The sequence below is a fragment of the Vogesella amnigena genome (assembly GCF_042648905.1).
Lineage (GTDB): Bacteria > Pseudomonadota > Gammaproteobacteria > Burkholderiales > Chromobacteriaceae > Vogesella > Vogesella amnigena.
Genome location: NZ_JBHRYH010000018.1, coordinates 145,452 through 158,636, shown reverse-complemented (window position 1 = coordinate 158,636; position 13,185 = coordinate 145,452). Strand labels below are relative to the sequence as shown.

Here is a 13,185-nt window from a genome sequence, read left to right as displayed (position 1 = left end):
TCCGTAGCGCTACGGAGTCTGCCGCTGCAGGTAGCGCTGGGTGATGCGCTCGTCTTCTCCATTGGCGCGCAGCTGGGTGATGGCCTTGTCCAGCCGCGTCACTTGCTCCATGGGTACCGCCAGGTTGCACGCCAGCCAGATATCCGCCCGGCCCAGCCCCATGGTGCGGCGAATGGGTACTGCCAGTTGCACCGCATAGTAGCGGGCAACGATGTCATGTACCGCCCACAGGTCCACGGCACGGTGCCGCAGCATGCGCAGGCTGTCTGCCGGCGTGATGGTGGTGGTATAGGGCAGGCCCTGGTCGCGCAAGCGGCCTTCGGCGGTGGTGCCCAGCATTACCACGGTACGCAGCTTGGCGACATCGCCGATCTGTTGAGGCCGGGGCCCGTCCGGCAAGGCATACAGGCCATGCTCGCTCGGTATCACCAGGCTTACCCAGCGAAACTGGTGTTCCCGCACCTCGGCACGGGTAAACGGATACAGGCAGACGTTGCGGGTCTGTTTTGCGCTTTGTTGTGCCCGCTTCCAAGCCAGATCACCGCGGATGTCGAGGGTGATGCCGCTTTTCTGCGCCGCCTGGCGCAGCAGTTCGATGCCGATGCCGCTGATATTCCCACTCTGACCCACCATGCTCAGTGGCGGGTAGTCGGTGGTGTAGACGGTCAACTGCTGTGCCGCTAGCGGCAGGGCGCTACACAGCAGCATGCAGCCGAAGGCAGGCAACCTCATGGCGGCTCCAGTGAGTCGGATTTGACAATGTTTCATTATGGCTGCTGTGTTGCCGGCTGCAAACAAAGCGGCCAACCCCGCGTGGGGTTGGCCGCATGGGTTTACTGCTGGCTGGCTCAGGCTTTGACGCAATCCACGCAGTAGGTCTTCTTGCCGTCGATCTCGGTAGCCACCAGGCCATGCACGTCGGTTTCGAAGCCCGGCAGCTGGCGGTTGAAGGCCTGCACGAAGCGCAGGTAATCAACGATGGTCTGGTTGAACACCTCGCCCGGAATCAGCAGCGGGATGCCCGGCGGGTACGGGGTGAGCAGCACGGCGGTGACGCGGCCTTCCAGCTGGTCCACCGGCACGCGTTCGATGTCGCGGTGCGCCATCTTGGCAAACGCTTCGCCCGGGCGCATCGCCGGCGCCATTTCCGACAGGTAGATCTCGGTGGTCAGACGGGCAATGTCGTGCTCGCCGTACAGGCGGTGAATCTTCAGGCACAGGTCCTTCAGGCCCACGCGCTCGTACTGCGGGTACTTGGCCACGAATTCCGGCATCACGCGCCACAGCGGCTGGTTCTTGTCGAAATCGTCCTTGAACTGCTGCAGCAGCGAGATCATGGTATTCCAGCGGCCCTTGGTGATGCCGATGGTGAACATGATGAAGAAGCTGTACAGGCCGGTTTTTTCCACCACCACGCCATGTTCGGTGAGGTACTTGGTAACGATGGCGGCCGGGATGCCCAGCTCCTCGAAGCTGCCGTCCAGCGCCAGGCCCGGGGTGAGGATGGTGGCCTTGATCGGGTCCAGCATGTTGAAGCCGTCTTCGATGCCGGCAAAGCCGTGCCAGCTGTCTTCCGGCTTCAGCGTCCAGTCGGCCGGGTCGCAGATGCCGTCATCGGACAGCGCATCCGGGCCCCACACGCGGAACCACCAGTCGTCGCCGTATTCTTCGTCCACCTTGCGCATGGCGCGGCGGAAATCCAGCGCTTCCACCAGCGATTCTTCCACCAGCGCCTGGCCGCCCGGCTGCTCCATCATGGCCGCGGCCACATCGCAGCTGGCGATGATGGCGTACTGCGGGCTGGTGGAGGTGTGCATCAGGTAGGCTTCGTTGAAGCTCATGGTGTCCAGCTGGCGGTTCTCCGGGTCCTGCACCAGGATCTGCGAGGCCTGCGAGATGCCGGCCAGCAGCTTGTGGGTGGACTGGGTGGAGAAAATCATCGATTCCTTGCAGCGCGGGCGGCCCTCGCCGATGGCGTGGAAGTCGCCATAGAAATCGTGGAAGCTGGCGTGCGGCAGCCAGGCTTCGTCGAAGTGCAGGGTATCCACCTCGCCATCCAGCATGCCCTTGATCTCCTCGACGTTGTACAGGATGCCGTCGTAGGTGGACTGGGTGAGGGTGAGGATGCGCGGCTTGGCGTTCGGGTTCTTGGCCAGCGCTTCGCGGGCGAAGGGGTTGGCCGCAATCTTGGCGCGGATCGCTTCCAGCGAGAACTCGCTCTTCGGAATCGGGCCGATGATGCCGTAGTGGTTGCGCGTCGGCATCAGGAACACCGGGATCGCCCCGGTCATGATGATGGCGTGCAGGTTGGATTTATGGCAGTTGCGGTCTACCAGCACGATGTCGCCGGCGGCCACGGTGCTGTGCCACACGATCTTGTTGCTGGTGGAGGTGCCGTTGGTGACGAAGAACAGGTGGTCGCAGCTGAAAATGCGTGCCGCGTTGCGCTCCGATGCCGCTACCGGGCCGGTGTGGTCCAGCAGCTGGCCCAGCTCGTCCACTGCGTTGCACACGTCGGCGCGCAGCATGTTCTCGCCGAAGAACTGGTGGAACATCTGACCTACCGGCGACTTCAGGAACGCCACGCCACCGGAGTGACCCGGGCAGTGCCAGCTGTAGGAGCCGTCGTAGGCGTAGTTCACCAGCGCGCGGAAGAACGGCGGTGCCAGGCTATCCAGGTAGCTCTTGGCCTCGCGGATGATGTGGCGTGCCACGAACTCCGGGGTGTCCTCGTGCATGTGGATGAAGCCGTGCAGCTCGCGCAGGATGTCGTTGGGGATGTGGCGCGCGGTGCGGGTTTCGCCGTACAGGTACACCGGGATGTCCGGGTTGCGGCGGCGGATCTCGGCCACAAAGCCGTACAGGCCGCCCAGGGCTGCCTCGGCATCCTCGTCGGTCTGGAATTCCTCGTCGTCGATGGACAGGATGAAGCCGGCGGCGCGGCTTTGCTGCTGCGCGAACGAGGTCAGGTCGCCATAGCTGGTGTAGCCGATGACGTCCATGCCTTCGGCCTTGATGGCGTCGGCCAGCTCACGAATGCCGGAACCGCTGGTGTTCTCGGAACGGAAGTCCTCGTCGATGATGACGATGGGGAAGTGAAAACGCATACCTGAGTCCTTGATTGCTGTAACTCGGACACATCAGGCACTGCATAAAGACCGCATGGGCAGAGCGTGAACCAGGCAGGGTGCAGCTGCATGGTTCGTGGCACCTGTAACGGCCTTCACGGCAGGGCCGGAAGTGTCACTCGGTGCGCGTTGGGGCACAGTTCTGTACGTACGACGTGATGCCGCCGCCCTGGATGGCTGGCCTTGAGGCGCGTTGTTTTAACCGGCTGCAGTCAGAAATCGGGGGGCGACTGCAACCGGAACAAAAGGGGCGCTTTGCACCGCGGTCCGCACTGGGAGGAGAGCCTCCTTCACGTCTGCCGGCTTAGGGTGTTGTCTACCGTTGCGGGGTTGGCCGCAGCGGAAAACACCTTCGAATAACCCAAGAAAGCGCGCATTGTAGCGGCATTGTCGGTCTTCATGTTGCACAGCAGTATTACAGCGCCGATTTTTTTTGCTGCCATTACGCCGCTATCGGACGGCCCGCGCCACCAGCCGGCGAATGTTCGCTGTCAGCCCGCGCCAGCCAGCTTCCTGCTGCGGCGTCGAGGCTGTGTCATGGCGGCAGAATATCGTTTTTCATCATCGGTTTAGGTTGTGGGCAGGGCGATGTCCAGTAGCGAGCGGCTAGTGTCCGTCATCGCTGCCGCCGCGTGGCGAGGTCGGGTGTTGTTTTTTGTGCCGCCGCCGCCGGTACAGCTGCCAGGCGCGTAGCAGCACGCTGACGGCGGCCAGCAGCAGGATCAGGGTCAGCGGCAGCGCCGCCAGGTAGGGGAATGCCGCGATGGCGATGGCCAGCAGCAGCAGCACCAGGCCGATGCTCAGGAAGGCGCTGGCCTCGCTGTCGTCCACGTCGCGGGTGCCGCGCACCGCGCTGTCCAGTACCGCGCCGATGCGCGCTGCCTGTCGTGCCGCCGCAGCCGCCCCAACTGCTGCCTGTTGCCGCAGTGACAGCCGGCCATGGCTGTGGCGCAGTGCCGGTTGCGATGGCACCGGTCGGCGGCGGTGGCCGCCCAGTACGATTTCGGTGGCGTTTTCCAGGTCCAGCAGGAAGCGATCGGCCATGATGCCGGCCACGCCTTCATCTTCGATGGCGAGGTCGATCTCGCGGTTGGCCAGCCAGCTGGACAGGTTCAGGTTGGTGGAGCCGATGCGCGCCCAGCGCTGGTCGGCCACCGCGGTCTTGGCATGCACCATAGTGCCGTTCCATTCGAACACCCGCACGCCGGCTTCCAGTAGCGGGCGGTACTGGGTACGCGAGATGGTGGCAATCCAGCCGATGTCGCTGGCGCGCGGCACCAGCAGGCGCACATCCACGCCATCCCGCGCTGCGTGCTGCAGGGCGGTGAGGTAGGCGCTGGTGCCCATGAAGTAGGCATCGGTCAGCCACAGCCGTTCGCGGGCAAAACCGGCAATCAGCAGATCCAGCCGCATCAGGTTGGCGGTGGCCGGGGTGGTGGCGATCAGCCGGGCAGCAATGTCGCCGCCGGGTTCGCTTGCGGCCAAGGTGGGTAGCTGCAGCGGGCTGCCGCATTGCGCCCAGCTGTCGGCAAAGGCGGCGATGGCATCGGCCAGCAGCGGGCCTTGCAGCCGCAGGCCGGTATCTCGCCAGTCCTGCCAGCGTGAGCTGGCGCACAGCCCGCCAATGAACGCGCTGTGGCCATCCACCACGATCAGCTTGCGGTGGTCGCGCCCCAGCAGGCGCAGGCCACGGGACAGGCCTGGGGCCTGCCATACCCGCACCTGGGCGCCTGCCTGCAGCAGCGGTTTGAAGAAACCGCTGTAATGCTCGCGCCAGCACCCCAGCCAGTCGTACAGCAGGTACACCCGCACGCCGGCCAGTGCCTTGCGGCACAGCAGGTCGCGCAATTCACGGCCGAAGTCGTCGTTGGCAAACAGGTACATCTCTACCAGTACCACACTTTGTGCTTGCTGGATGGCATGCAGCCAGGCCGAGAAATTGGCTTCGGCATCAAACAGCACTTCCACGCTGTTGCCCGCCACCAGCGGGGCGCCGGCCGATCGTGCCAGTGCCTGCTCTGCCAGCTGGCGGAATAGTGGCGAGGATGCCGAATTGGGGTGCAGGAATGTCATTTGTTTATTGTCTGACAGTATTTGGAATCCAATATTTTGTAGGGGTGAAACTACGGTTTTTGGTTGTCGTTTTTTTGAAGCTTGATGTCCCGTAAACATAAACATTTGCCGGCTTTACGTTTGCGGAAAGTGGCAAAAAATCGATTCAAGTTATTGATTTTGTTCATGTAATGCGCCGCACAAAAAGCGGTTGCAGGTCAGCTATCTTGACCTTAGAATCGAAGGCATTCGCTTCACATTATAAGCAGGGACAAACGATGGACAGACAGCGTTGGCTGGAGGGCACACTCTATAGCCCGGACTTCGAACAGGACAGCTGTGGCTTCGGCTTGATTGCGCAGCTGGATGACAAACCTTCCCACTGGCTGGTGCAAACCGCCATTTCCTCGCTGGCCAAGCTTACCCACCGCGGCGCGGTGGCGGCTGACGGCAAGTCGGGCGATGGCTGTGGCCTGCTGTTCCGCAAGCCGGACGGCTTCCTGCGCGAAGTGGCGGCCGAGGCCGGCATTACGCTGAAGGCAACCTATGCCGCCGGCCTGGTGTTCAGCCACCCGCAGGATGGCGAGCGCAGCCGTTCGCGCCTGCAGGAATACCTGGAAAACCAGGGCCTGGAAGTGGCCGGTTTCCGTGCGGTGCCTATCGACATCGCCGCTTGTGGCGAGCAGGCCATGGCCTCGCTGCCGAGCTTCCACCAGGTGTTCGTGAACTGCCCGTTCGGCATGGACGAGCTGGCCTTCCAGCGCCGCCTGTACATGGGCCGCCGCCAGGCCGAGAAGGCCAACAAGGCGGACGATCCGTACTTCTACATTCCCACGCTGTCGCCACATACGCTGTCGTACAAGGGCCTGGTAACCCCGGAGAACCTGCACAAGTTCTACCTGGACCTGTCCGACCCGCGTTTCGAGTCCAGCCTGGCGGTGTTCCACCAGCGCTTCTCCACCAATACCTGGCCGCAGTGGAAGCTGGCGCAGCCGTTCCGCTTCCTGGCGCACAACGGTGAAATCAACACCGTGCAGGGCAACCGCAACTGGGCGCGCGCCCGCGAACGCATCATGACCTCGCCGCACATCGATATGGACGCGATCCGCCCGATCGTGCAGACCGATGGCTCCGACTCCATGTCGCTGGACAATATGCTGGAAGGCCTGCTGATGGGCGGCATTCCGCTGTTCCGCGCGCTGCGCCTCTTGGTGCCGCCGGCATGGCAGAACGTGGACAGCACCGACAAGGACCTGCGCGCGTTCTATGAATTCAACTCCATGCACATGGAGCCGTGGGATGGCCCGGCCGGCATCGTGCTGACCGATGGCCGCTACGCCGGCTGTATGCTGGACCGTAACGGCCTGCGCCCGGCGCGCTGGGTACTGACCAAGGACAATATCCTCACCATCGCCTCCGAAGTGGGCGTATGGGACTACAAGCCGGAAGACGTGGTGAAGAAAGGCCGCGTGAAGCCGGGCCAGCTGTTTGCGGCCGACCTGCAAACCGGCGAGATCCTGTACCCGGAAGACATCGATGCACAGCTGAAATCTGCCAAGCCGTACCGCCAGTGGATCAAGGACGCCGGTTCGCGCCTGGAGCTATCCATCGAGGACGACGCCGGCCTGGAAGCCTGGCCGAAGGAGCAACTGCTCAACTACCAGAAGCTGTTCAACATCAGCTTTGAAGAGCGCGACCAGATCCTGCGCGTGCTGGCCGAAGACGGCCAGGAAGCCGTGGGCTCCATGGGCGATGACACCCCGATGGCGGTGCTCAGCCAGAAGGTGCGCTCGCCGTTTGACTACCTGCGTCAGCAGTTTGCCCAGGTGACCAACCCGCCGATCGACCCGATCCGCGAAGCCATCGTGATGTCGCTGAACACCGTGTTCGGCCCAGAGCGCAATATGTTCGAGGAGACCGCCGAGCACGCCAAGCGCCTGGAAGTGCGCAGCCCGGTGCTGTCGCGCGAGAAGTTCCTGCGCATCACCACCCGCACCGAATCCTACCTGAAGGCTACCACCTTCGACCTGTGCTACGACCCGGCGGAAATCGGCCTGGAAGACGCCATCCGCAAGCTGTGCGCCCACGTGGTGGAAGCGGTGCAGGAAGGCAGCGTGATCGTGGTGCTGTCCGACCGCACCATTGCGGCCAACCGTCTGCCTATCCACGCGCTGTTCGCCACCGGCGCCGTGCACCACGCGCTGATCGACTGCGGCCTACGCTGCAAGGCCAACATCCTGGTGGAAACCGGCACTGTGCGTGACCCGCACCAGATGGCAGCGCTGATCGGCTACGGCGCTACCGCGGTGTACCCGTACCTGGCGTACCAGACCATTGTTGACCTGGTGCAGACCGGCGACGTGAGCCTGCGCGTGAACGAAGCGCTGCAGCATTACCGCAAGGGCATCAACAAGGGCCTGATGAAGGTGCTGTCCAAGATGGGTATTTCCACCATCGCCAGCTACCGCGGTGCCCAGCTGTTCGAAGGCATCGGCCTGCACGAGAGCGTGGTGGAGCTGTGCCTGAAGGGTACTGTTTCGCGTATTTCCGGCGCCAGCTTCGAGGACTTCGAGGACGACCAGAAAAAGCTGTCCAAGCTGGCGTTCAACCCGATGCGCGCCATCACCCAGGGCGGTCTGCTCAAGTACGTGCACGGCGAGGAATACCACGCCTACAACCCGGACGTGGTGCAGGTGCTGCAGAAGGCCGTACAGAACACCGACTACGACGCCTACAAGCAGTACGCCGAGCTAGTGAACACCCGCCCGGTGGCGATGTTTCGCGACCTGATGGAAGTGAACCTCGACGGCATCACCCCGATCTCCATTGACGAAGTGGAGCCGGTGGAAAGCATCCTCAAGCGTTTCGACTCCGCCGGTATGTCGCTGGGCGCACTGTCGCCGGAAGCACACGAGGCAATGGCTACCGCCATGAACCGCCTTGGCGGTCGCTCCAACTCCGGTGAAGGCGGCGAAGACCCGGTGCGCTACGGCACCGAGAAGATGTCCAAGATCAAGCAGGTGGCCTCCGGCCGCTTTGGTGTCACCCCGCATTACCTGGTGAATGCCGAAGTGCTGCAGATCAAAGTGGCCCAGGGTGCCAAGCCGGGCGAGGGCGGCCAACTGCCGGGCGACAAGGTATCGCCGCTGATCGCCAAGCTGCGCTGCTCCAAGCCGGGTATCAGCCTGATCTCGCCGCCGCCGCACCACGATATCTACTCGATCGAAGACTTGGCTCAGTTGATCTTCGACCTGAAGCAGGTAAACCCCAAGGCGCTGGTGTCGGTGAAACTGGTAGCCGAGCCGGGCGTGGGCACCATTGCCGCCGGTGTGGCCAAGGCCTATGCCGACCTGATCACCATCTCCGGCTACGACGGCGGTACCGGCGCCAGCCCGCTGACTAGCGTGAAATACGCAGGCAGTCCGTGGGAACTGGGCCTCACCGAAGCACAGCAGGTGCTGCGTGCCAACGGTCTGCGTGGCCGCGTGCGCATGCAAACGGACGGTGGTCTGAAAACCGGCCTCGACGTGATCAAGGCCGCGCTGATGGGCGCCGAGAGCTTCGGCTTCGGTACCGGCCCGATGATCGCGCTGGGCTGCAAGTTCCTGCGTATCTGCCACCTGAACAACTGCGCCACCGGCGTGGCCACCCAGGAAGTGAAGCTGCGCTCCAAGTACTTCATCGGCTTGCCGGAAATGGTGATGAACTACTTCCTGTTCATTGCCCAGGAAACCCGCGAGTGGATGGCCAAACTTGGCGTGCGCAATATGGAAGAGCTGATCGGTCGCATGGATCTGCTCACCCTGCGTGAAGGCGCCACCGGCAAGCAACAGAAGCTGAACCTGGCTCCGCTGCTGTCGCAGGGCACCGTGCCGGACAGCGTGCCGCGCTTCTGCGTGAGCGACTCCAACCCGTCGTTTGACAAGGGCGAGTTTGCCGAGCAAGTGCTGCAGGATGCACTGCCAGCCATCAACAACAAGCAGATGCTGGAGTTGTCCTACCACATCGAGAACACCCACCGCTCGATCGGTGCCCGCCTGTCTGGCGAAATCGCCCGCGTGCACGGTGCGGCCGGCCTGCCGTTCGGCTGCCTGAAGGTGAAGTTCCAGGGTTCCGCCGGCCAGAGTTTCGGCGTGTGGAACGCCCCGGGCCTGCATCTGGAGCTGGAAGGCGATGCCAACGACTACGTGGGCAAGGGTATGGCCGGTGGCCGCGTAGTGATCTACCCGCCGAAAAACGCGGCCTACAAATCGGACGAGTCCATCATCGTCGGCAACACCTGCTTGTACGGTGCCACCGGCGGTCAGCTGTTCGCAGCCGGTGTGGCTGGCGAGCGTTTCGCGGTGCGTAACTCCGGTGCGCTGGCAGTCATCGAGGGCGCGGGTGACCACTGCTGCGAATACATGACCGGCGGCAGCGTGATCGTGCTGGGTGAAACCGGCTACAACTTCGGTGCCGGCATGACGGGCGGCTTTGCCTTCGTCTACGACCCGGAAGAGCGTTTTGCCTACCGCTACAACAACGAGCTGATCGACATTCACCTGATCAACGGCGAGGCGATGGGCATGTACCGCGCCTACCTGCTGGAGAAGATCGCCAAGCACGTGGAGCTGACCGGTTCGGAAACCGGCCGCGCCATGCTGGAGAACTTCGACGATTACGTGGATTACTTCTGGCTGGTGAAGCCGAAGGCCGCCAAGCTCGACAGCCTGCTGAAGGACTAAAGGGACGGGCGGGATGTCCGCCCCTTATGCGTCCGCTCGACCCTGTTGCTGCGCTGCGGCAGCAAGGCTGAACGGTCGGGCGCTCGACTAAAAAGGAAACGGTTTGCGGCCAACCTTGGCCGCATGCCGGAGGAACGGAATCATGGGTGACGTTTTCCAGTTCATGAAGCTCTCGCGCAACCCCGGCGACAAGGTAGAAGTCGCTGTGCGCAAGATCGAATTCAAAGAAATCTACACACCGCTGCACGCGGTGGATGCCGGCGACCAGGCTGGCCGCTGCCTGTCCTGTGGTAACCCCTACTGCGAGTGGGAGTGCCCGGTACACAACTACATCCCCAACTGGCTGAAGCTGGTGAAGGAAGGCAAGTTGTTCGAAGCGGCGGAAATGTCGCACAAGACCAATAGCCTGCCGGAGATCTGCGGCCGTGTCTGCCCGCAGGATCGCCTGTGCGAAGGTGCCTGCACCCTGGAGCAGGGCGGTTTTGGTGCGGTAACGATCGGCAGCATCGAGAAATTCATTACCGACGAAGCCTACAAGGCCGGCTGGCGTCCGGACATGTCCAAGGTGGTGTGGAGCAGCAAGAAGGTTGCCGTCATCGGCGCCGGCCCGGCCGGCCTCGCCTGTGCCGACGTGCTGGTACGCAACGGTGTGCGCCCGGTGGTGTTCGACCGTTACGAGGAAATCGGCGGCCTGCTCACCTTTGGCATCCCGGAGTTCAAGCTGGAAAAGGCCGTGGTGAAGCGCCGCCGGGAGATCATGGAAGGCATGGGGGTGGAATTCCGCCTCAATACCGAGATTGGCCGCGACATCCAGATCGAAGAACTGCTCAGCCAGTACGACGCGGTATTCATGGGCATGGGCGCCTACAAGTACATGAAGGGCGGCTTTGAAGGTGAAAGCCTGCCGGGCGTGCTGGAAGCGCTGCCGTTCCTGATCAACAACGTACGCCAGTGCCTGGATACCCTGCCGGCTGGCGAAGTGCCGGTATCGATGGAAGGCAAGCGCGTGGTGGTACTGGGTGGTGGCGACACCGCCATGGACTGCAACCGCACCTCCATCCGCCAGGGTGCCAAGAAGGTCATCTGTGCCTACCGCCGCGACGAGGCCAACATGCCGGGCTCCAAGCGCGAAGTGAACAACGCACGCGAAGAGGGCGTGGAGTTCCTGTGGAATCGTCAGCCGATGGGCATCGAACAGGCCGCCGACGGCAGCCTGCGCCTGAAACTGGCGGAAACCCGCCTGGGCGCACCGGACGCCAAGGGGCGCCGCAATGCCGAGATTGTGCCGGGTAGCGAAGAAGTGATCGAATGCGACCACGTCATCATCGCCTTCGGCTTCCAGGCCGAGGCGGCTGACTGGTTCGAGCGTCAGGGCATCGCCACTGCGGCCAACGGACGTACCCTTGCTAGCAGTCACGGCGAGATCAAGTACCAGACCAGCAACCCGAAAATCTTCGCTGGTGGCGACCAGGTACGCGGCGCCGACCTGGTGGTGCGGGCCGTGTTCGAAGGTCGCCAGGCGGCAGAGGGGATGCTTAGCTACCTGCATGTGTGGTAAAAAGTCGTGCACCTAAAGCCGCTTTTGCAGAATGCTACTGCAGAAGCGGCTTTGCCTATGCAATGTCGAGCAGTAATCAGTAGATCGCCCACGTAAACCGCTTGGCGCCGCAGGTACGGCTGAGCGTCATGCTGGCAAACTGTCACCCGCGAGTCGCCTGCTCCTGAGACGCACCCTTTATGTCCTGAGGCTGAACAAACAAAAGTCAGTTTTGATGTCTCGTGCGGTTCCTGCAGCAGAGTCTGGCAGAACGGGAAGTTCCGGCTCCACTAGCTACGGCAATAACTTGTTGGTTGTTGTCACTTATATGCAAAAATAATAAAATATAGTCGAATTTGCTTCAAATCTTTATAAGTCATAATTTTTGGAACAATCAGAATGCTACTTGCAGTTCTGTTTTCATCACTGCTGGCATCCCTGCTGGCCGGTATGCTGTTGATCCGCACCCAGCACCTGCATGCAAAACTGTCGATGGATCATGATTTAGACGGCGTGCAGAAGTTCCACGCCAAACCGACGCCACGCATTGGTGGCGTGCCGATACTGGCTGGATTGCTGGCGGGATGTATGGTGATGATGTTGGCGCCGCTTGCTGACCGTGCAGTGCTCTGGGGGGTGCAATTGGCTACTGCACCGGTTTTCATTGCGGGACTCATTGAGGACTTGACCAAAAAGGTGAGTCCGCTGATTCGTCTATTGGCAGCATTTGTGTCAGCTGTGATCGCATTGTTCAGTGTGAATGCAGTGCTACCGGGGGTGGGTATCGCGGGCCTTGATTATCTGCTTACCGCAATGCCCATGTTGGCGATGGTCCTGACTGTTTTTGCTGTCGGCGGCGTCTGCCACTCGATTAACATCATTGACGGCTATAACGGGTTAATGGGGGGCGTGGTGGTGTTTGCGTCGCTGGCTATTGCCTATGTCTCATTGGCGGTTGGAGACATTCCGCTGCTGTCAGTATGCTTGGCACTGGTAGGCAGCGTAATAGGGTTTATGGTGTGGAACTTTCCGCTTGGAATGATCTTCGCTGGCGATGCTGGCGCATATCTGGTCGGTTTTGTGCTGGCTGAGTTGGCCGTATTGCTGGTGGCCCGCCATCCCGGCGTGGTGTCGCCTTGGTTCCCGTTGCTGGTGCTGATTTACCCAGTGTTCGAGACACTGTTCTCGATCTGGCGTAAGAAGTTTCTGCGAAAGATGTCGCCCGGCCTGCCGGACGGCTTACATTTTCACATGCTTGTGTACAAGCGGTTAGTGCGATGGATGGTTGGTAGCAAGGAAGCTAAGCACTTGACTCGCCGAAATAGCCTGACCGCACCCTACTTGTGGGGTGTCGCGCTGTTTTCCATGATGCCGGCACTGCTGTTCTGGAAGGTGGAATGGGCACTGCAACTGTGCACGCTGCTGTTTGTGGCAGCTTATATGTGGATTTATCGCCGGTTAGTTACCTTCCACGCACCACGTCTACTGGTGTTGCGCAAGGCCAGTTCTCACGCCAAGCCAGCTTTTGTCAAGCATAAAAAACCGGTTTGAGGTCAATAGAGTTGGCAGGCGATCAGGAGACCTTGCTCGTTGCCTGTATACTTAATTGCGGCTAAGGGGGCGTCTTGGCGTCTTGGTGTTTTGTTGCATCCGAAACAATGGGGGACGTGACTGCCCCGCGTTGTGAAAAAGATGCCGCATGTTGCTTGACAGTACAACTGCCTCGCCTTTGAGTGAGCGGCAC

6 protein-coding genes are annotated in these 13,185 nt (G+C 61.7%); 3 read left to right on the top strand and 3 right to left on the bottom strand.

The window, feature by feature from the left end; translation table 11 throughout:
- Positions 1–9: 9 nt before the first annotated feature.
- From ACFOKJ_RS09255 to ACFOKJ_RS09245, 3 genes are all read right to left on the bottom strand, one after another.
- Entirely contained in the window at positions 10–732 is a 723-nt protein-coding gene (locus ACFOKJ_RS09255; RefSeq protein WP_390278894.1) for a substrate-binding periplasmic protein, read from the bottom strand.
- 116 nt (positions 733–848) lie between these two features.
- The gene (locus ACFOKJ_RS09250; protein WP_390278892.1) at positions 849–3,107 is read right to left on the bottom strand and encodes an Orn/Lys/Arg family decarboxylase; all 2,259 of its coding nucleotides are present in this window, start codon (positions 3,105–3,107) and stop codon (positions 849–851) included.
- Between the two features lie 627 nt (positions 3,108–3,734).
- Entirely contained in the window at positions 3,735–5,201 is a 1,467-nt protein-coding gene (locus tag ACFOKJ_RS09245) for a phospholipase D-like domain-containing protein (protein ID WP_390278890.1), read from the bottom strand.
- A 257-nt stretch (positions 5,202–5,458) separates the two neighbouring features.
- Here ACFOKJ_RS09245 and gltB point away from each other — a divergent pair, with 257 nt between their 5' ends.
- The 3 genes from gltB to ACFOKJ_RS09230 all read left to right on the top strand — a co-directional run bounded on the left by gltB (position 5,459) and on the right by ACFOKJ_RS09230 (position 12,992).
- Positions 5,459–9,904, top strand: coding sequence for a glutamate synthase large subunit (gltB, locus tag ACFOKJ_RS09240; protein ID WP_390278888.1), 4,446 nt, complete (start codon positions 5,459–5,461; stop codon positions 9,902–9,904).
- 142 nt (positions 9,905–10,046) lie between these two features.
- Positions 10,047–11,462, top strand: a complete 1,416-nt coding sequence (locus ACFOKJ_RS09235; protein ID WP_390278886.1) for an FAD-dependent oxidoreductase — start codon at positions 10,047–10,049, stop codon at positions 11,460–11,462.
- A gap of 378 nt (positions 11,463–11,840) precedes the next feature.
- Positions 11,841–12,992 carry an MraY family glycosyltransferase gene (locus ACFOKJ_RS09230; RefSeq protein WP_390278884.1) on the top strand — a complete coding sequence of 384 codons (1,152 nt, stop codon included), beginning with the start codon at positions 11,841–11,843 and terminating at the stop codon, positions 12,990–12,992.
- Positions 12,993–13,185: the final 193 nt, after the last annotated feature.